This is a genomic window from Bradyrhizobium sp. BLXBL-01 (genome assembly GCF_051853025.1).
GTDB lineage: Bacteria > Pseudomonadota > Alphaproteobacteria > Rhizobiales > Xanthobacteraceae > Bradyrhizobium.
Window position 1 is genome coordinate 6,956,760 of record NZ_CP182471.1, and the last position, 20,148, is coordinate 6,976,907.

At 62.2% G+C, this 20,148-nt stretch carries 13 protein-coding genes; 6 read left to right on the forward strand and 7 right to left on the reverse strand.

Annotated elements, in window-relative coordinates; translation table 11 throughout:
* Positions 1–198: 198 nt before the first annotated feature.
* Together ACNJYA_RS32270 and ACNJYA_RS32275 are read left to right on the forward strand one after the other, a co-directional pair.
* Positions 199–4,107 carry an RHS repeat protein gene (locus ACNJYA_RS32270; RefSeq protein WP_439401342.1) on the forward strand — a complete coding sequence of 1,303 codons (3,909 nt, stop codon included), beginning with the start codon at positions 199–201 and terminating at the stop codon, positions 4,105–4,107.
* A gap of 235 nt (positions 4,108–4,342) precedes the next feature.
* Positions 4,343–5,464: an acyltransferase family protein gene (locus ACNJYA_RS32275; RefSeq protein WP_439364406.1), complete on the forward strand. Its 1,122-nt coding sequence runs from the start codon at positions 4,343–4,345 to the stop codon at positions 5,462–5,464.
* Positions 5,465–5,516: 52 nt separating this feature from the next.
* Here the strand turns inward: ACNJYA_RS32275 and ACNJYA_RS32280 are convergent, their stop codons facing one another.
* Complete coding sequence (locus tag ACNJYA_RS32280) at positions 5,517–6,878, reverse strand: polysaccharide pyruvyl transferase family protein (protein WP_439401343.1); 1,362 nt, start codon at positions 6,876–6,878, stop codon at positions 5,517–5,519.
* A gap of 19 nt (positions 6,879–6,897) precedes the next feature.
* Positions 6,898–8,352 (reverse strand): lipopolysaccharide biosynthesis protein, encoded by a 1,455-nt coding sequence (locus ACNJYA_RS32285; protein WP_439401344.1) that lies wholly within the window; start codon positions 8,350–8,352, stop codon positions 6,898–6,900.
* Positions 8,353–8,639: 287 nt separating this feature from the next.
* Between ACNJYA_RS32285 and ACNJYA_RS32290 the strand changes: the two genes are divergently transcribed.
* The gene (locus ACNJYA_RS32290) at positions 8,640–9,737 is read left to right on the forward strand and encodes a glycosyltransferase family 4 protein (protein WP_439401345.1); all 1,098 of its coding nucleotides are present in this window, start codon (positions 8,640–8,642) and stop codon (positions 9,735–9,737) included.
* 15 nt (positions 9,738–9,752) lie between these two features.
* On the opposite strand, the gene ACNJYA_RS32295 is transcribed toward ACNJYA_RS32290, so the two are convergent.
* From ACNJYA_RS32295 to ACNJYA_RS32310, 4 genes are read right to left on the reverse strand one after another with little or no spacing between them, the layout of a single operon-like run.
* Positions 9,753–10,841, reverse strand: a complete 1,089-nt coding sequence (locus ACNJYA_RS32295; RefSeq protein ID WP_172785803.1) for an acyltransferase family protein — start codon at positions 10,839–10,841, stop codon at positions 9,753–9,755.
* Complete coding sequence (locus ACNJYA_RS32300; RefSeq protein ID WP_439364410.1) at positions 10,838–11,944, reverse strand: acyltransferase family protein; 1,107 nt, start codon at positions 11,942–11,944, stop codon at positions 10,838–10,840. The genes ACNJYA_RS32295 and ACNJYA_RS32300 overlap by 4 nt, the downstream gene beginning before the upstream one ends.
* A 9-nt stretch (positions 11,945–11,953) precedes the next feature.
* On the reverse strand, positions 11,954–13,294 hold the full coding sequence (locus ACNJYA_RS32305; RefSeq protein ID WP_439364411.1) for a hypothetical protein: 1,341 nt from the start codon (positions 13,292–13,294) through the stop codon (positions 11,954–11,956).
* Positions 13,295–13,301: 7 nt separating this feature from the next.
* The gene (locus ACNJYA_RS32310; RefSeq protein ID WP_257187480.1) at positions 13,302–14,513 is read right to left on the reverse strand and encodes an acyltransferase family protein; all 1,212 of its coding nucleotides are present in this window, start codon (positions 14,511–14,513) and stop codon (positions 13,302–13,304) included.
* A 595-nt stretch (positions 14,514–15,108) separates the two neighbouring features.
* Here ACNJYA_RS32310 and ACNJYA_RS32315 point away from each other — a divergent pair.
* The 3 genes from ACNJYA_RS32315 (at position 15,109) to ACNJYA_RS32325 (ending at position 18,572) form a co-directional block, all read left to right on the forward strand.
* Complete coding sequence (locus tag ACNJYA_RS32315; RefSeq protein WP_246708843.1) at positions 15,109–15,675, forward strand: hypothetical protein; 567 nt, start codon at positions 15,109–15,111, stop codon at positions 15,673–15,675.
* 31 nt (positions 15,676–15,706) lie between these two features.
* On the forward strand, positions 15,707–17,908 hold the full coding sequence (locus ACNJYA_RS32320) for a Wzz/FepE/Etk N-terminal domain-containing protein (RefSeq protein ID WP_172785800.1): 2,202 nt from the start codon (positions 15,707–15,709) through the stop codon (positions 17,906–17,908).
* A 376-nt stretch (positions 17,909–18,284) separates the two neighbouring features.
* Positions 18,285–18,572, forward strand: a complete 288-nt coding sequence (locus ACNJYA_RS32325; RefSeq protein ID WP_439401346.1) for a hypothetical protein — start codon at positions 18,285–18,287, stop codon at positions 18,570–18,572.
* Positions 18,573–18,614: 42 nt separating this feature from the next.
* Here ACNJYA_RS32325 and ACNJYA_RS32330 read toward each other — a convergent pair whose 3' ends face one another.
* Positions 18,615–20,045 (reverse strand): undecaprenyl-phosphate glucose phosphotransferase, encoded by a 1,431-nt coding sequence (locus ACNJYA_RS32330; RefSeq protein WP_439364414.1) that lies wholly within the window; start codon positions 20,043–20,045, stop codon positions 18,615–18,617.
* Between the last annotated feature and the right edge of the window lie 103 nt (positions 20,046–20,148).

Sequence of the window (20,148 nt, forward strand, 5' to 3'; positions counted from 1 at the left end):
GCGCCTTCGTGACGCCACGCTGCACGGGCATCGCATCAAGCATTCTGCTGCGACTCGAGTCGATCTGTTCCTACGCAAGGAACCGCGTTTCACTCGCGATTTGTAGCTTCCATTTTTATCTGAAATTCACACTCGACAGAGAAGGTTGAACGCAAATCCCTGCGAGCAATTTCGTTCGCGCTGAAATTCGAGTGGGCAATGTCCGATCAAACAATCCTGTCTGCCAGCGGCTTCATCAACTCCATCGGCGTCAACACGCATGCCGGGTTCGGGTGGACCGGCTACAACAATCTCGCGGTGATGGTCGATGACCTCAAATATCTCGGCGTCACCCATCTTCGCGACGCGATGGGAACCAGCCCGGCTGCGCAACCGGTGGTCGAGGGCCTCGCTGCCGCCGGTTACAAGTTCGATTTCCTGGTTTCGTCCGCTTTGCCGCAGACGGGCACGGTCGGGCTGCAGAACTACATCGCCTCGCTGCAGAAATTCGCATCGAACCATGCGGGCAGCATCAGCGCCATCGAGGGGCTCAACGAGGCCAATCACCAGCCCTTCAGCTACAATGGCAGCTCCAGCCTTTCGGCCGCGGCCCAGTTCCAGAGCGCGCTCTATCAGGCCGTCAATTCCAACGCCACGCTCGCCAGCATCCCCGTCTACAATCTGTCATTGGCCTACAACGATCCACAGGGCTACAAGCAGCTCGGCGACATGTCGGGCTCGGTCGACTATGCCAACGCCCACGCCTATGTCAGCACCAGCCTGACCACCGACAGCTCCATCGCGGCAACGCTCAGCGCCGTCATGACCGCGGCACCGGGAAAACCCGTCGTCATCACCGAGACCGGCTATACCACGCAGGCCAACACCCAATATCTCGGCGTCAACGAGACGGTGCAGGCCAAATCGATCCTGAACACGCTGGTCGATGCCTACAAGGCCGGCGTCAGCGCGACTTATCTCTACGAGCTGTTCGACCGCGACTCCTCGGCCGCCAACACCAACCCGGAAGCGAACTTCGGACTGTTCAATTCCGACGGCACGCCCAAGCTCGCCGCGACGGCGATTCACAATCTCACGACCATTCTGGCCGACGACGGCAAGGGCGGCCTCCAGCCGACTGACCCACTGAACTACACCCTGAGCAACATGCCGGCCACGGGCAACAGCATGGTGCTCGGCAAGAGCAACGGCGCCTACGAGCTCGTCGTCTGGGCCGAGCCGAAGCTCTGGAACGACGCCACCGATACCGAGCTGTCCAATGCGGCCCAGACGGTCACCGTGAACCTCGGCGCCGTCCATCATACCGTGAAGGTTTACGACACCCTGACGGGCACCACTGCGATCGCCAGCTACACCGACGTCAGCTCGATCACGATTCCGGTCAGCGATCACCCGCTGATCATCGAGATCGACGCGCCTGCGACCACGCCGACGCCGCCGGACACGCGGACCAGCGTCACCGGCACCGCGGCCGAGATCGTGCCGCAACTGTCCGACCTCAGCAAATCGACGGCGCTGCAGAGCATCACACTGACCGACTCGCACGTCCTGCCGGTCGCCTCGAAGGCGACCATGGACTACATCATCTCCCATTACGGCAGCGCCCTCTCCAAGATCCAGGGCGGTTACTCGTTCTCGGTGACGAATACGGCCGCGACCTGGAGCAGCACGAAGACCTACAACGCCAGCGGAACGCTTGTGTCGAAGGCGGACACCGGCCTGAATTCGAACGGGCAGCCGACCTCGACCACCGTCGCCTACACCGACGGCTCCAAGGACCTGATCAGCTACACCTCGGGCGTGCAGACGAAATTCGTCCACATCGCCACCGACGGGACCCGGACCACCGACACCTACAACACGGCCGGCACGCTGCTGAGCGAAGTCGTGCAGAAGTCCGGCGGCTATTACTCCACCACGCTCTACACGAACGGCGTGAAGACCGCCGCCTACGTCAAGAATGCCGACGGCTCGCAGGACAACTACACCTACGGCATCACCGGCAAGAGCTTCACCACGCAGGTGCAGCACCTCGATGCCTCCGGAAAGGTCACCTCGGTGACCCGCAGCCACGCCGACGGCACGCTGGACTCGACCCAGGTCTACAACAGCGACGGCAGCAGCGTGATCACCACCTATAGCGCCACCGGCGTCAAGCTGGTGCAGACCACCTATCATGCCGATCACAGCAAGGACGTCTGGACCTACAACATCAAGGGCCAGAACTACACGACCGAGCACGACGTCTATAGCTCGACCGGCTTCCTCACCAATTTGACGCGCTTGCACAGCGACGGCAGCCTCGCCTTCAAGCTGGTTCAGACGCCCGACGGGACCAAGACGACCGACTGGTACAATGCCGCGGGCACCCTCACCAGCGAGGTGGTGCAGAAAGCCGACGGCACCATGTCCACCACGGTCTACAGCAACGGCGTCAAGACCAACACCTACGTCAAGAACGCCGACGGCAGCCAGGACAACTACGCCTTCGGCATCACCGGCCAGAGCTACACCACGCTGATCCAGCACGTCGATCCCACGGGCAAGATCACGGAAGTGACCCGCAAGCATGCCGACGGCACGCTCGACTATACGCAGGTCATCAACGCCGACGGCAGCAGCGTCGTCACCAATTACGATGCGGCGGGAACGCGTATCAAGGAAGCCGATCTCCACGCCGACGGCAGCAAGGACGTCTTCCTCTTCAACATCAAAGGCCAGAGCTACACGACCGAGCACGACATCTACGACGCGAGCGGCTTCCTCACCACGCTGATCCGCAAGCACGCCGACGGCAGCATGGCGTTCAAGCTGGTGCAGAGCAGCGATGGGACCAAGACGACGGACTGGTACGACGCAAACGGGGTGCTCACCAGCGAGGTGCTGGAGAAGCCGAGCGGCTACAGCTCGACCACGGTCTATACCAACGGCGTGAAGACCGCGGCCTACATCACCAACGCCGACATGAGCCACGACAATTACAGCTACAACATCACCGGCCAGACCTATACGACGCAGTATCAGCACCTCGATCCGGCCGGCCGGACGACGGAGGTGATCCGCTGGCATGCCGACAACTCGCTCGACTACACCCAGGTGGTGAACAGCGACGGCAGCAGCGTCGTCACCAACTACGATGCATCAGGCGTCAAGAAGACCGAGACCGACTATCACGCCGACGGATCCAAGGACGTGTTCCAGTTCAACGTCGTCGGCCAGAACTACACCAACGAGCACGACACCTACGATACGACCGGCTTCCTCACCAACATCGTGCGCACCCACGCCGACAACAGCCTGGCCTTCAAGCTGGTGCAGAGCGCGGACGGCACCAAGACCTCGGACTGGTACGATGCCAACGGCGTCATCACCAGCGAGGTGACGACCAAGAGCGACGGTTACAATTCCACGACGGTCTACACCGCCGGCGTGAAGACCGCGGCTTACATCAAGAATGCCGACGGCACGTCGGACAACTGGAACTACAACGTCACCGGGCAGTCCTACACCACCCAGCATCAGCACCTCGACGCCTCGGGCAAGCTGGTCGAGCTCACCCGGACCCACGCCGACGGCACGCTGGACTATACCCAGGTCATCCACAACGACGGCAGCAAGCTGACGGACATCTACAACAGTGCCGGCGTCAAGACCCAGGAGATCGCCAACAATGCCGACGGCACGAAGGACGTGTTCCTGTTCAACTTCAACGGACAGACCGGCACGACGCAGCACGAAAACTACAACAGCGCCAGCGCATTGCAGTTCTTCGATCAGACCAAGACCGACGGCACCCACAACGTCACGGCGGTCGCTGCCGGCGTGACGATCCAGGGCGGGTCCGGCAACGACGTGTTCTCGGCCGCGCCGAGCTCGACCACGATCGCCTACGATCACGGCCAGGACCAGGTTCTGAACTTCCAGGCCGGCGACGGCACGAGCCACGACGTGATCCAGATCTCGAAGCTCCTGGCCGCAGACTACAGCCACCTGCAGATGACGCAGTCCGGCACGAACGCGCTCATCACGTTCTCGGCCAACGACACGATCCTGCTGAAGAACGTCTATGTCTCGAACCTGACGAGCCACGATTTCCTGTTCGTCTGAGCTGGGCGCCATTTGCCCAAGCGCGCATCGACATCGAAGGGGCCGGGACCATGTCCCGGCCCCCTGTTCGTTTGCCGGGCGCCTGCCTCATTGATGAGCAGGAGCTGGCAGCCATCCGCTATTGGATGGGCCGCATGAATTCGGACGGATGGCCGCGACGGCGCCGCGCCCTGCGAACTTGCGTCACAATTCGTCTCTAGAAGACAGACGACCCGCGCAAGGACTCCGAGGCCCGATGGAAGCCAGTGAAGCAAGACGTTTCGTCGTCCTCGACTTTTATCGCTTCGTTGCCGCCCTCGGCGTCTTCATCTTTCATCTCAAGATGATCGACCCGGGCATCTCGCCGGCCTGGAACGGGTCCTTCGGCCTGTTCGTGGACATGTTCTTCATCCTGTCCGGCTTCGTGATCTCCTACTCCTACCCGTCCGACGCGCGTGGTGTCAGGGCCTATTCCCGGTTCATGATCCGACGCATCGCGCGGATCTATCCGCTGCACCTGTTGAGCCTGCTCGTCTTCGTGGTGCTGATCGGCGTCGGCCTCGAGCGCACGGCGCGATCAACCCCGCTGGACTTCCTCTACAACCTGCTGCTGCTCCAGGCCTGGGGCGTCACCAACCATCTCAGCTTCAACTCGCCGTCATGGTCGATCAGCGCGGAATTCTTCTGCTATCTGATCTTTCCGCTCCTGATGCTGCTGGCGCGCAAGGTCCAGCCGGTCGTGCTCGGCGTCATCGTGGCGGCGCTCTATCTGGTCCTTGCCCACGGCCATCTGCCGATCTGGCAGGAGCGGTCGCAGATGTACGGCGCCAATTTCGACTACGGCATGCTGCGCGCCTTGCCGAGCTTCCTCAACGGCATCCTGCTCGCCATCCTGTTCCGAATGTCAGGGCCCTACCGGCACAAGCCGGTCGTGTTCGCCGGCATCGCCGTGTTCGGGCTCTCCGTGCTCGTGCTCAACGTCTTCGCCAAGCCGGATCTGGCCATCCTGCTGTTCTCCTGTGCCATCCTGCTCACCGCGGTTGGCGAAAGCGCCTTTAGGGAATTTCCCGGCGCGCGGCTGCTCGGACGGCTCGGCAACACCTCATACGCGATCTACATGCTGCACGACGCCATCCTCATTGCCGTGTTCAAGCCGCTATGGACCTGGCTCGAGCTGCGCCCGGACCAGTTCGGCCTGTTCGCCCTGGCATGCTGCGTAGTCCTCACCGTCATCGCGGACCGTACCTACGCCTATTTCGAAAATCCGGCGCGGCGCCTGATCAATCGTTGGGCCGATATCGGCGTCGCGTCGCCGCGCAAGGCTCAGGCAGCCGAACCGGCCCTGCGCTTCGACAATACCGAGCGGGCGGTCAACTGACGCCTAAAGCGCGATGACGATTGACCCTAATCGCATCGCGCTTAGGAGGCGTTCAGGCCACCTTGCCGTCGGCCTTCGCTGCCATCCGGATCGCGCTATCGCCGAGTAACGGTGCGATATTGGCACGCGACAGCTCCATGACATCAGGCAGCGCCTGGCGGACCTGGTCGCCGGCGGCCTCAAAGGCACCGAGGAAGTGCCCCACAAACTGCTCGAAGCTGTCGCCGACGAGGAACTGGGCCGGCGAGAGCAGCAGCTGCTCGCTGATGCCGAAATGCGCGAACAGGCCCTGGAACTTGTCCTGATAGGTGATCGCGGCGACAGGCGTTCCCTGTCCGAGCGCCGCAATGGCGAGGTGCATGCGGCCGGTGATCACGCCGTCGACCAGCCCGACGACGGCCTTGATCTCGCCCGCCGACAGCGTCTGTTCGACATGGTGCACGTGTTCGCCGAGCGTGGGCTTGAGCCGGTCGGCCAGCGGCCGCAGGCAATTGTCGTCGGCGATCTCGGGGCGGTAGTCATGTGCAAGCAGCACCCAGCTTACATTGTGCTGCCGCGACAGCCGCTCCATGGCGCTCGCCGCGAGCTCAATCATCTTCCGCAGCTTGGCCGGCTCCGGCTTCTTGAACAGCATCGGGTGGATGTTGAAGACGAAGACCTTGCGACCCTGCGCGCGCTGTCGCGCGATCGTGGCCGCGATTGCCTTGACTGCGGCGGTGTCCGCTCGCGGCGTCAGCATGAACGCCGCGTCCGCCACGAGCCGGGCGCGCTTCCGGGCGAAGTCGTCGAAACGCCGGAGCGAAATCGCATCGCGCAGATTGAGGACCACACCCGGATCGATCAGCCGGAACACCTCGCGCAGCGCCTTCGCGGGACGGGAATTGAAGCTGAAGCCGAGCACGCTGACCTTGGCGCCGAACGCCGCCATCAGGTCGGCGACGAGCAGCATGCGCGCGGCATCCACCGGAGAATAATAGCCGTCGAGCACGTCGGCGCCCAGGATGACGCCGAAATCGGGACGGATGATCGAGAGCTCCTGCGCGACCGTCTCATAGGAAAACGGCTGCTTCCAGAGCTCGAGCGGCTTGAAGCCCATGACGCGGACGTCGGCGCTGGCCGCCGCGGTGGCGGTGACGATGTAGATCTCGAGATCCGGATAGGCCCGCTTCATCTCTCCGGCGGCCGCCTCGATCATGGCCTCGTCGCCGCGCGACTGATGAATGCTCCAGGGATCGGAGGGCAGCACCAGGAGGCGGCGCGGATTGTTGCGCGGTGCGGCGTTGACGCCGACATCCTTCCGGGCGATCTGCCATCTGCGCAATTCGAGGAGATCGACCGCGAAGGGCGTGTTCTTCGCGCTGTTGAGCCAGCCTCGAAGCTGCCTGCGCACGGGTACGGGGATCAATTGCTTCACGTGGTCCTCCTCGTCTTCCTCAGGCGGTCGCACCGCGCTTCACGACGAAATCGATCAGGGAGAAGAGCTGCTTCCGCCAGAACAGCAGAATGCTCATCAGATAGGTCGCGCCGAAACATGACGACAGCAGCCCCATCCGCAAATACGGGTTGATGTCGGGCGTCGCCGCGCGGCACAACACGACCGCGCCATAGGCGAGGACGATGGCGCACAGGCAGCCCGCAATCGGACGCAGGAACTGGCTCCAGCTCAGGCCCAAGAGCCGGAGCGCCAGCGCGAAAGTCACGGGGGTGACCACGAGCTGCGCGAAGGCGAAGATCGTCGCCAGCTGGCCGATGTCGCGCGAGGGCAGCAGGAACATCGCAGGCACGACCGTGCAGAACTTGATGATGTTCAGCGCAAAGACGTAGTTCGGCTTGCCCAGCGCGCCGAAATAGGCGCTGTTGACGAATTGCACCGTCTGGATCGCGCCGACCAGCATCAGCGGTCGCATCACCGCTTCGCTGCCGCTCCACTTCGCGCCGAACAGCAGCAGGGACACTTCCGGCGCGATCGCCGCAAGCAGCACGAAGATGGGCGATCCGACCAGCGCGCCGAGACTGACGCTGCGCAGGTAGGCCCCGGCAATCCGGTCGCGCTCATGCGCGATCTTGGACAGCGCGCTGAGCGCGACGTCCATGACCGCCTGGGTGAGCAGCTGCATCAGGATGATGTAGACCCGCGCACCGACCGTGTAGATGCCGAGGGCGGCGACGCCATAGAGCGACAGGATGATCATGTCGATGGTGCGAACGATGGCGAAATCCAGCAGCCGGTTCAGCACGACATGGACGCTATAGCCGGAGAGCTCGCGGAAGCTTCTGGCATCGTAGCCGCGCATCGGCAGCCAACGCGGCTGGCTCCAGAGCCACAGGCCGCTGACCGCGCTCTGAACCACCACCTGGATCACCAGGCTGAGCGCACCGAACCCGGCATAGGCGCAGGCAATTCCCACGACGCCGGAGATGGCGGTCGCCACCATGGTCCTGACCGCGAGCACGCGAAAATCCATCTGGCGCTTGTAGAGCGCCTCCTGGAACAGGGTCGCGGTGCCGATCGGAAGCGAGAGACTCGCGGCGGTGAGCAGCGGCGCGAGCCCCTTCACGTCGAACCAGCGCTCGATATCCGTCGCCAGGACAGCAATCAGAACCGCAAGGATCGTCGACGCTGCAAATGAGCAGAAGAAAGGCAGCGTCACATCGGCAGGTTCGAGCGTTCGCCGCTGGATCAACGCATCACCGAAGCCGAATTCGGCGACCGAGCTCAAGAGCAGCAGGATGAAGGCGACGAGCGCGGCAAGGCCGAAATCCGCGGGATTGAGCAGCCGGGCCAGCACCAGGAACAGCACGAAGGACAGCGCCCGGCCGCCCCAATTCTGGGCAAGCGACCAGAACAAGGCAATCACGACCTGATGCTGTTTGCCCGTGACGTTCATCAACAATTCGACCCAATTCCGACAGATCCAACCACAATCGTAAGCTAGACGCGTGGCACGCGATGCTGCCGCGACGTCACCATCTCCGATCACGGCGGAGCACTGAATGCTCGCGACAATACGACGGAGTGATGGCAATCAGATGAGTGCCGTCACGATTCCGATTTAGAGTGGAAGTGAGTTCAAATCGTGGACTACACTCCGATCAACTTTGCGAGTGATGCAAAATGGATGCCTTGATGAACCCGCCCGCCCAGCGTTCTCTCCGCAGCTCCAGGCGCTTGCGTGTGGCCATCTACGCACCGCATTTTGCGGAATATTCCTACCGTCTCGCGTCGGGATTGGCCCGCCATTGCGACGTCCGGCTGGTGCTCAACCGCAAAGACGCCAATCAGCAATGGGAACTGGCCGATATCGCCGTGACGGCTCCGTTCGAGACGAGAATTCGTGACTTGAGCCTTCGGCGCGGCGGCGCGATCGGCATCCCGGCCTCGTTCCTGGACATAATTTCGTTTCGCCCCGACGTGATTCATTGTCACGAAGTTCCGGAGATCTACACGTCCAAGCTGATCCAGTTTCTCCGTCCGCTCGGCATTCCCTTGGTGTTGACCGTTCACGATGCGATCCCGCATTCGGAAGGCGGCTCCGGTACGTCGCCGCGCGAAGATGCATGGCGGGGTCGCATGCGCGCGGCAGCATCGGTCGTCACCACGCATGGCGAGAGCTGCATCGCCGATTTTCGCCGCGCCTCGCCCGACTTCAAGGGCGAAACCGTCTCCAGCATGCACGGCGTGCTCATGGTTCCGCCAGCCGGAGGTGCGGTCACCGCGCCTGAGGCTGCACGCATCCTGTTTTTTGGGCGGATGTGGGCCTACAAAGGTCTCGACGTCTTCATCGATGCGATCGACATGTTGGCCAAGCGCGGTGTGGCTCATGAAGCGATCGTCGCCGGCCGCGGCCCTGAGATGACACGGCTCGGCGCGCGAATGGAGGCGATGCCGACGGTCAAGACCATCAACGCCTATATCTCGCCCGCGGATACCGGCCGACTGTTTCAATCCGCCACCGTGGTTGCCCTGCCCTATAAGGACGCATCGCAGAGCGGCGTGCTTGCATCGGCCTATGGCAATTCCCGGCCAGTCGTTGCCAGCGCCACCGGCGGCATTCCCGACGTCGTGACGGATGGCGTCAACGGGCTGCTGGTTCCGCCCGGCGATGCCACGGCTTTGGCCGACGCACTCGAACGCGTGCTGACCTCCAAGCCGCTGGCCGCGACGTTAACCGAAGGCGCACGGCAGACCGCGGCCGGCCTTCTCAATTGGGATCGCATCGCCGAGCAGCTCCTTGGATCGTATCACCGGCTCGCCGGTCGCACCGTGAGCTGAGCGCGATCGGCGCCCTCAAACCGATTGCTCGATCTGCGGCCGGAAGAACATGCCGCGGATCGCGCCATCCAGCAATCGCCTCAGCCTGACCTCGATCAGTTCATAACTGATCGCGCTTGCCACCAGCGACATCACCAGCCCAAGCCCGATGAAGCCGGCCCACAGCAGCCAGCGGTCGACGCCGACGGCGACCAGCTTCAGGCCGATCACCTGCAGGGGGAAGAGCACGAAGGGGTGCACGAGATAGAGGCTGTAGCTGATCTTGCCGACATATTGCAGCGCCGGTGCGCTCAGAGCTTTGCCGAGGCCGGAGTCCGGAGCAAGCACCATGCCGAACAGCAGAAATCCGGGAATGAGCCCGACGAAGGGGTGAAACAACACCAGGCTCGCATATAGCGCAGCTCCGCAAGCAAGGCCGGCGACCAAGCCGGCCCGCCCCGGAATCGAGATGCGAAATCCAGTGGCGCTGAACAGCATGCCGATGCAGAAGAAGGCGGTGATCGGCCAGTGCATCAGGCAGGCGATGCCAAGCAGCAGCAGAGGCGCCGCCAGCAATCTGCCGCCGGTGCGCCAGACCGAGAACGTCAGCGCAAACCAGATGTAGAACGCCCACTCATAGGTCAATGTCCAGGCGTTCTGCTGGGCGATCGGCAGGCCGAGCGCGTCCTGCACGAAGAAGAGATTGGCCGCGAAGATCGCGAGATAGTTGCTCAGGTCGATGCCGCGGAAGAACTTGTAGGCCACGATCGGACCGATCGCGAACAGCGCAAGATGCAGCACGACGAACACCGGCATGATGCGCAGGACGCGATCGAAGAAGAACCGCGACAACGACCCGTGCCGCACCAGGCTCGCCGGGATCAGGAAGCCGCTGATCATGAAGAACAGCTCGACGCCGTGCCCGCCGACATTGATCACCGATTGCAGCCAAGCCCAGAGCGGCGGCAGGAAGCCGGGATCGGGGATGTCGTACATGCCGCCCTTCGGCATGTCGTAGAAATGGTCCATCAGCACACTCAGCGCGGCGATGCCGCGCAGGCCCTGGACCGACGGAACGAACGACCCGTCATAGGCGGCGCCCGGCTGGTGCGGTGTCTTGATCACTCCGCGGCACCCTGGGTGCTGAGGGCGGGCTCGAGAACGACCGGCTTCCGCCGCGCCGAGCGGAACCTCTGCCCGAAGGAAATGCAGGGCTTTTCGACGAAGGCGTAGGTCATCCAGCTGACCAGGATCGACAACGCCAGGATCACGCCCATGAAGATCGACCATCCGAGCGGCCCGTCGCCGAACCAAACGAGGCGATGGACGGCGACGATCACGAACGGCGACATCAGGTAGACCGAATAGCTGATGACGCCGACGAACGCCATCGGACGCCACGCCATTCGCTCGCCGAACACGGCAAAGGCGATGAAGACCAGCGCCGCGCAGACATAGGCCGATCCGATCGAATAGCTGTAGAAGAAATTCTCGTGGTACACGCCTCCGAAACGCCGGTCGGACAGGGTGGCGGCGAAGACCGCATACAGCAGCGTGCAGACGGCCACATGGGTCCATCGCAGCTTGCCACCAATGACGGTGTCACGGATGATCTTGCCGAGGAACATCGCCGACAGGTTCAACCCGACCTCCATCACCGACGAGACGGCCCTGTTCTCGACCAGGAGCGCAGCGGTGGTTCCGACCAGCGCGGCTGCGATGACGATCGTCACCGCCGTGAAGCGCTGGTTCAGCAGCCCCATCGCAAAGAGGATCGTGCATCCGACGTAGAACAAGAGCTCGATCGCCAGCGTCCAGTAGAACACCCAGAGGTTCGGGACGTTCACGAACGTCTGCAACATCGTCACGTTGGCGGCAATCTGCCCCAGCGGATAGACTTTCGAGTCGAAGAGCTGCATCGTCACGAGCCCGACGACGAGCGATGTCCAGTAGGCCGGATAGAGCCGGAAGAAACGGCTGATGGTAAAATCCCGCACGGGCGTGGCGCTGTCCGGGAAGCTGAACGGAATGACGAAGCCGCTGACGAAGAAGAACAAGACGACGCCGAACCGGCCGAAGTTCATGTAATAGCCGAACACGTCGTGGATGGGCCAGTAATAGGCGCCCGTCGGGTGCTTCTCGACGATCACCTCGAATACGTGCTGGACCAGGACCGACAACACGGCAATACCGCGCAGCGTGTCGATGAATGCGAGCCGTCTATGCATCGTTCGTTCTCACCTGCTTCCGCTCGCCGCCGGTAGATCCGGGCGGAAGCCATCCAGTGGCGGCACCACCGGTGGCCGCATGACGATTGGCACGGCGTCGGCCCCACGTGCAGAGGTCGCACGCCGCGAGAACACTTCGCTGAAGCTCAGCGCGATGATCAGAAGGCCGGAGGCCGGGCCGTAGTTCAAGACCGTGATCGTGAACAGGTTGACGATGAAGAGCAGCGTCAGCTTGTACACGTCAGTCGCACCGAATGTTGCCCGGAACACCATCACCATGAATGCGACGAAGGGAAGACCGAACATCAGGTACGTCCCGATGTAGAAATTGTCGACCGGCACCCAAAACGGCGCGAGCGGCGAGAACAGCTGCTGCGGATAGTTGAAGCAGCCCGCGCCGCAGCCGGTCACCAGGCCGACCGGCATGAGCTGGCTCAGGTAGATGAACGGCTTCTGCCAACTGTTGTTGATGCGATCGAGGATGCTGAACAAGGTCGAATGCGGCACGGCGGCGGTGCCGGACGCGACCACGATCATGAAGAACGGCACGAAGATCGAGGCGAAAGACCATTGCGCGATGGACCGGATGGCGGGGAAGCGTGACTTTTCCGGCAGCATCCGCACGAACACCAGCAAGAGCAAATAGAGCACCAGGACGATCATGGTCGTCTTGCTCGTGGTCAGCTTGATGGCATAGATCGCGATGGAGCCGAACAGGAGGCACCACGTCGTGCTCTTGCGAATGGAGGTGATCGCGAACGACACCAGGATGAAGAAGGCGGCCATGGTATTGTCGGCCGCAAAGCCCATCAGGCGCTGGTCGTCGCCGCCATAGGCCCACCACAGCCGGCCGGCTTCGCGGACGGCGCCGAAGGATTCGTATTTGTAGCCGACCCAAGGCATCAGGTAGAATTTCGTCAGGAAGACGCCGATCACGGACAGGTAGAACGTCACGGCGATCACCGAAAGCAGCTTGCGGTATGAGCCGAGGCTCGAATCGCAGAAACAAAATCCGACGAAGACCGGCAACATCATCTTGAAGGACGAGATCGCTGCGTTCGTCGTCCCCAGCATGAAATAGCCGAGCACGAGCGACAGCATGATCTGCACGAGCACCAGCAGGGCCAGGGTGCTACGATTACGCAGGATGCAATGGATGAAGAACTGGGCCAGACACAGAAGCGCAACGGCGTCGGGCAGATACCACAGCGGATTCAAGTGGTAGATGCTGGTGTAGTAGCGGATGACGCCGCCGAAGGCGTCGCGGATCAGATAGACGCCGAGCGCGATCGCCTCGATGTTGAGGCTGATCAGCGTCATTTTCGGCCGGTTCAGCGCGAGGAGGGTCATGTCCGGCTCAGTTGGTCGGCCGCGCCGATGGCGCCGGAGAGGCGGAGAAATCGGTCCGGCTGCCCAGAGCGTTCCGCATCCACCTGCCGCCGGGAATCTCGACGTAGCGATAGGTGAAGTGCGAAACCACGAGCACGGCGGCAAGCGAGACAACGAGATTCAGCGTGGCCGGCAGGCCCGCCCAGACCGAATCGAGAGCGGCGATCCGCCCAGCCCCGAGCGCCCGCACGAAATACTCGGACAGCAGCACCACGAGCGCGTGCACCATGTAGATCGAGTAGGAGCGACGTCCGAGCCAGACCAGCGGCCCCGCCACCAGCATCCGCGGAACGAGAATCGCATCGGGAAAGGCGAGCAGGCTGCCGAGGAAGATCGCGAACGTCACCGGCGCGAGGAAGGTCGCGGCGGGATTGGTCTCCGCCAAGCTCACCAGGACAACGCTGGCGATCATGGCGGCGAGCTGCACCAGGCCCTGGACGGCCGGGCCCGGCTTGGCCGGCAGGCGATCGACGATCCGCACCGTCAACACGCCCAGAAAGAAGCTCACGAAGCAGCGCAGGATGCCGAAATCGGTCTGAAGCCCGAGGCTTCTCTTGTCGAGCACGAAGATGATGACGACGAGGCTAGCCACCGCGACCAGGCCGCAGAGAACGTAGAACCACAGCAGGGAGCGCATGCGCTGGGCAAACAGGACGATCAGGCCAAACACCAGATATGTGTAGAACTCGACGCTGATGCTCCAGCTCGGCGCATTCCAGCTGAGATAGTCGATGAAGCCCATCGAGTGCAGCAGAAAGACGTTGAGAACGAACGAATAGGCGTTGTTCACCTCGAACGCCGCCGGCGCGGCCACGACGACGCCTGCCATGACCAGGCTGATGCGCAGGAGGCGAAACAACAGATTGGCGACCAGCATGACGATATGCAGCGGATAGACCCGCGCCAGGCGCCGCACCATGAATTCGCGCAGCGAGAAGCGCCCGAAGTCGCTCTCGACGTAGCTGAGCGACATGACGATCCCGCTGAGAACGAAGAACAAGTCGACCAGCAGCCAAGCGCTTCGGAAGAACGAGCAATTGATCCACGCATTGTGCGGAAACGCCGCGAGGAATGTCGGCATCAGCAGAAGGTGGTGAATCACCACCGAAGTCGCGGCGATCCCCCGAATGCTGTCGAGCGGCAGGACATGTGCCTTCTCACGATGAACCAACTCCGTCACATCAACATTCCATAGCTATTGCACCGCAGCAGTGTGTATCAGGTCTCGCGCATGTTCAATCGCCGCGATCCCACGACTCGCACGCGATGCATGACGACCGACGATACTTTCAATGCTCGCAGATCATTCGGACATGCGAGCGCCAACTTCACGCCACTTTTTGTTTGAGACGCCGCGTGCTTCGGGCGCAAATTTCATCAGCCGTGATGATTGCGAGTATTTGCGTGGAAAGTGTGCGCGAAATTCGGCGCTGATGCGATGAAGAGCGGCGCGTATGAGATTGATCCGTCTGCGCATGGATGCGGCGACGAAAAATTTTTTATGCGAGGGAACAATAGTCGTGCGCTGCGACTTGTGTCGGTTTTGCGACGTGGCGGCCTGCGAGTGCCTGATATGTTTTCAAGTTGCAACATTCGTGAGCGCGATATGCCAATCTCGCAGGCATTGTAAATCGTGCTTTTGCAACCGGCGCAAATTCGAGCAACGTTGTGCGCATGGACGTTCGCGCTCCAGCTTTTGCGCCGCACAAAAAGATGACACAGTTACCTGCCAAGTTTCGCCTGTTCTCCAATTGCAACAGAAGCAAGGAACACGGATGGGCCGCGGACTAACACGTCGTCATGCACAACCGCGATGGCTACCGACTGTCTTGATAGGTTCTGCGCTGATCGTCTCGAGCGCCGATGCTTGCCGCGCTCAGTGCGTCGAATTTTCGGACCGCGCCTCGCAACTGGAACTCGACACCTTCGTGAAGTCGCCCTCCTCGCTTCTGGAGCGACTGCGCAATGACAAGGAAAAGTTGCGGTACCGGCTCGCGACGCTGATTGCCACCAATCCGTCATTGCTGCCGTCGGTGCAGACGCTTATTTCGGCATCGGCTTCGAGCGATCGTTCGGCCATCGGCGCCGCGTTGCGGATCGCCGAAGGGCGGTGCACGACGACTAAGCCGGATGCCGCGCGCAAGATCAGGGATTTCGCGCAGCGGATCGGCGATCTCAACGTGCAGTCTGGTTATGCCGCCGCGGGCGAAGACAATTCCGGCGTCCAGGCGCAATCGCAGATCAAAGGCCCGGCCCAACCGCCCCGAGGCGGCGGCCTGCTCGACGGCGAGTGGAAGACCAAGCTGGCCAATCCATTCAAGCCCGTCCCCCTTCCGAATTGATCGATGATCACCAAAGGCAGCGAATTAGCACATGTACCAGCCTAGAGAACATTTCCAGTCGGGACACCGATTCGGCATCGAATTCGGCGGGGCAGTCCTCAGCTTCGAGCGTGTGGCCGATGTGCTCCGCCGCCAGTGGCCGATCATCGCGGCGTGTGTCGGAGCTTCGCTGGCCCTGGTAATGCTGTATCTGGTCACGGCGCAACCCATGTATACGGCGAACGCCCGCATCATGATGGACACGCGCCAGGCGCAGGTGCTGGACAAGGACAGCAACGCCAGCAGCGCCCTGATCGACACCGGTTATGTCGACAGCCAGGTCGAAGTCATCAACTCGGACGATCTGATCCTGTCCGTCGTCCGTCGCCTGAAGCTGACGGAGGATCCGGAGTTCAACGGCTCCAATCCGGGCCTTCTCTCCCTGATCATGGGCAAGATCACCTCGCTGTTCGGCTCCGGCGAGCCGGCGTCACAGGAGCGAATCGAACATGCCGTGGTCGAGCAGGTTCAGAAGAACCTGCGGACGGAGCGCGTGCTGACGACCTATGTTCTGTCGCTGAACTATCGCGCGCGGAGCCCGGACAAGGCCGCCAAGATCGCCAACGCCATCGCCAATGCCTACCTGGTCGGCGCTCTCGAGGCCAAATATCAATCCACCAAGCGGGCCACCGAGTGGCTTCAGCAGCGCAGCATCGAGCTGAGCGAGCAGGCGTCGGCCAGCGATCGCGCCGTGCAGACCTTCAAGGCCGAGCACAACATCGTCGGAACCAGCCGCGGCCTGATGTCCGAACAACAATTGTCGGACCTCAACACCCAGCTGGTTCAAGCGCGGGCGTCGACGGCCGAAGCCAAGGCCCGGCTCGACCGGATCACCGCGATTTCGGACCAGGACGTCGCACAATCGACGGTGACCGATGCTCTCAACAATTCGGTCATTACCCGCCTGCGCGCCCAATATCTCGACCTCCAGGCCCAATATGCCGACTGGTCCAGGCGCTACGGCAAGGGCCATCTTGCGGCGGTGAACCTGGCCAACAAGATGGAGGAGCTGCGCAAGAACATCGCCGATGAGCTGCATCGGATCGGCGACGCCTATCGCAGCGACTATGAGATCGCAAAGAGCCGCGAGGCCTCGCTCGAGAAGAACGTGAAGGAGCTCGTCGCCCAGGCCGGCGATACCGGCCAGGCCGCAGTCAAGCTGCGCGATCTCGAAAGCGCCGCCGACACTTATCGCAATCTCTACAACAATTTCCTTGAGAAGCTGCAGAGCGCGACGCAGAATCAGAGCTTCCCGCTGAGCGAATCGCGCCTCATCAGCACCGCCACCAAGCCCGATCGCAAGAGCTCGCCGCGCACGGTCCTGGCGCTGGTGGGGGGCCTCGTCGGCGGCCTCTGTCTCGGCTTCGGCGTCGCCTTTGCACGCGAGCTGCTGAGCGACGTGCTGCGAACCCCCGGCGAGGTCGAGGACGAGCTCGGCGTGAAGTGCCTCGGCGTCCTGCCCGATATCGGTCCGGCCACCAAGACCGGCGCATCCGATGTGTCTCGCTACGTCGTCGACCATCCGTTCTCGCGGTTCGCCGAGACACTGCGCAATATCAAGGTGTCGATCGATGTCGCGCGCCTGACCCGCGAGATCAAGGTGATCGGCATCGTCTCTTCCCTTCCCAAGGAAGGAAAGACGACCGTCGCCGCGAATTTCGCGCAATTGATCGCGCTCACGGGCCATCGCACGGTTCTGATCGACGGCGACCTGCACACGCGCTCGCTGACGCGGGAGCTCGCGCCCAACGCCAAGAGCGGGCTCGTGGAGGCACTCAACGACCCCGCGAGCCTCGGCTACCACGTGCAGCGGAGCAAGGAGACGGGACTGGATTTCCTCCCCTCCGTCGTGGCGTCCCGCATGGTGAATTCCGCCGACGTCATCGGCTCGAAGGCGATGGCCGAGCTGCTCAAGGTGCTGAGGGAGCACTACGAGTACATCGTGATCGATCTCGCCCCGGTGATGCCGGTGGCGGACTCCAAGGCCGTCAGCCTCCTGATCGACGCCATGGTCTACGTCATCGAATGGGGGCAGACGACGCGAAGCGCGCTACAGGAGTCGGTTTCCGGGTCGGAGGTCCTGCAGAAGAAGCTGCTCGGCGCCGTGCTCAACCGCGCCAATCCGAAGATGCTCAAGCGCATCGAGGCCTACAAGGGCAAGCACCACAACAGTTATTACGTCGAGCACGCCTAGAGCGAGGTCCAGCCGAACTGAGCGATCTTGAGGCCCGCAGCCATCTGGCAGCGGGCCTTATTCGTGCTTGGCGGTCGCTTGAATGGCATCGCGTGCGCCCTCGCGCACGGACCGGAGATGCGGCAAGCGCGCCGGACCTGCGCGCGAGTCCGTATTCGTCCGGAATCCACAACTTGCAGTTATTGCTCTAGCCAAAAGCAAGGATTGACGGGTACGGTGGTCGCCGGAACAATGCGCCGAGGGACAATCATCCGTCGATAAGACGAGACAATCCGAGCTTGATGCCTGAAAATGCCGAAACTTTAGGCATCTTTCTTTCTCGGTTCCCCGAGGCTAATCTCGGCTCATACTCGCAGTTCTTTTCCGGTAGGCTCGGATGCTGATCGTCCTGACGATTTTGACTATTTGGGTTCTGCTCAACATTCTATTCGTGTTGATCGTGGTCCCTCCACGCAAGACGCTCCGCCAACCCATGGCGACGACGCTCTCACCCGCGCCCATCGACCCGAGCCGGCGCCAGATCGAGCAGGACGAGCCTTTCTCGATCCGCCACGTCATCGTCTCCGTCGCGATGGGCGCCTTCTTCGTGCTCGTGCCGCCGCTGCTCGCCCTGCGCGATGCGATCATGCGGCTCCTCGGCAAGCCCCCGCAGAATAAAACCTGAGGCCCCCGGGGGCCGGAGGCAGGCGATTGAGAGATTGAGCGCCTAATAGGCTTCCTGGAACATCACTGCGGACGCTGTGCGGGCCATGATCTTCAGGTCGAGCCAGATGCTCCAGTTGCTGACGTACCAGACGTCGTACTCGACCCGCTTTTCCATCAGATCGATCGTGGGCGTTTCGCCCCTGAATCCGTTCACCTGAGCCCAGCCGGTCAGGCCCGGCTTCATGTGATGGCGGTAGACATACTTGCTGATCAGCTCGTCGTAGTAATTGTCATGGGCGAGCGCGTGCGGGCGCGGTCCCACCAGCGACATGTCCCCCCGCAGCACGTTCCAGAGCTGCGGCAGCTCGTCAATGCTGGTCATGCGCAGGAAGCGGCCGATCTTGGTGACGCGAGCATCCTTCTTGGTCGCCTGGGTTACCGTCTCGCCATTCTCGGAGACCGTCATGGTGCGGAACTTCCAGATCTCGAATGGCTTGCCGTTGAAGCCGCGGCGCGACTGCCGGAATATGACGGTTCCCGGCGAATCCAGCTTGATCAGCACGGCCACGGTCAGCAGCAGCGGCGTCAGCAGCACGAGCGCGAACAGAGCGACGCCGACATCGAGACAGCGCTTTTGCAGCCGTTCGAGAATGGTGAGCGGCGGCCGCTGGATCTCGACCGCGACGGTGCCGCTGACCGGCAAAAAGGGACGGGTCACCAGGTCGGCAACCGAATCGTCCGGCAGCAGGCGAATGGGCTGCGGGACGGCGCGCAAATATGGCCCGAGCTTGCGCAGCATCGGCAATTCGTTCCAGTCGATCGCGAGCAGATATTCGTCGACATCGGCCGCGCGCGACTGACGGATGACGTCGCGAATCTGCCGCTCCCATTGGCCATCATCCCGGTCATCTCCGAGCACGAAATGGCGCATGACGTCGAAGCCGTTCCTGCGCAGATCCTTGAAGCGGCTCGAGGTGAAGTCGAGCGGCTTCAGGCTGAGCAGGATCACCTTGCGATCGACCAGGCGGCTTCTCGCAAAGCTCGTGCCGAACACGGCCTGCCAGACGAAGCGCAGGCTGATCAAGCCAAGTCCGCCGATCACGGCGAAGACGATGACCGTGCCGCGCGACAGATTGTCGGTCGATTTCAGCAGGAAGGCCGCAACGGCAAGGATCGTGAGCGACGTCAGCCAGATAAACGCCGCCATTCGAAGCTGCCAAAGCAGATTGAGCAGGCGGTGCGTGGAATAGACGTCCCGGAAATAGGCGATTCCGACGAACACCACGCCGACGAACAATCCGGCTCCCACCGATGCACCGTCGGTCGGCGATGCGACCGCCACACCATACAGCGAAGCCCCCGCCACGTAACTCAGCAGAATCAACAGAAAGTCAGCAGCGATGACGACGATCTGAAAGGGCCTCTGAAGCGCACTGCCGCGCGCAGATGACAGCGCATGCGCGCTTTCAGAACCATAAGTTGCAACAGCCATTCGAACCTCTGCGTATCGAGAGAGTGCCTGACGCTCATCGTGATGCTGAAGACTCGTCAATCCCCCGCACCGAAAGTGTTGTTCGATCGCAGCGACATTGTGG

Excerpts from the sequence above, each read along its gene's own strand:
- ACNJYA_RS32270 (WP_439401342.1), top strand. The coding sequence starts at position 199 with ATGTCCGATCAAACAATCCTGTCTGCCAGCGGCTTCATCAACTCCATC.
- ACNJYA_RS32275 (WP_439364406.1), top strand. The coding sequence starts at position 4,343 with ATGGAAGCCAGTGAAGCAAGACGTTTCGTCGTCCTCGACTTTTATCGC.
- ACNJYA_RS32285 (WP_439401344.1), bottom strand. The coding sequence starts at position 8,352 with ATGAACGTCACGGGCAAACAGCATCAGGTCGTGATTGCCTTGTTCTGG.
- ACNJYA_RS32300 (WP_439364410.1), bottom strand. The coding sequence starts at position 11,944 with ATGCATAGACGGCTCGCATTCATCGACACGCTGCGCGGTATTGCCGTG.
- ACNJYA_RS32305 (WP_439364411.1), bottom strand. The coding sequence starts at position 13,294 with ATGACCCTCCTCGCGCTGAACCGGCCGAAAATGACGCTGATCAGCCTC.
- ACNJYA_RS32315 (WP_246708843.1), top strand. The coding sequence starts at position 15,109 with ATGGGCCGCGGACTAACACGTCGTCATGCACAACCGCGATGGCTACCG.
- ACNJYA_RS32320 (WP_172785800.1), top strand. The coding sequence starts at position 15,707 with ATGTACCAGCCTAGAGAACATTTCCAGTCGGGACACCGATTCGGCATC.
- ACNJYA_RS32325 (WP_439401346.1), top strand. The coding sequence starts at position 18,285 with ATGCTGATCGTCCTGACGATTTTGACTATTTGGGTTCTGCTCAACATT.
- ACNJYA_RS32330 (WP_439364414.1), bottom strand. The coding sequence starts at position 20,045 with ATGGCTGTTGCAACTTATGGTTCTGAAAGCGCGCATGCGCTGTCATCT.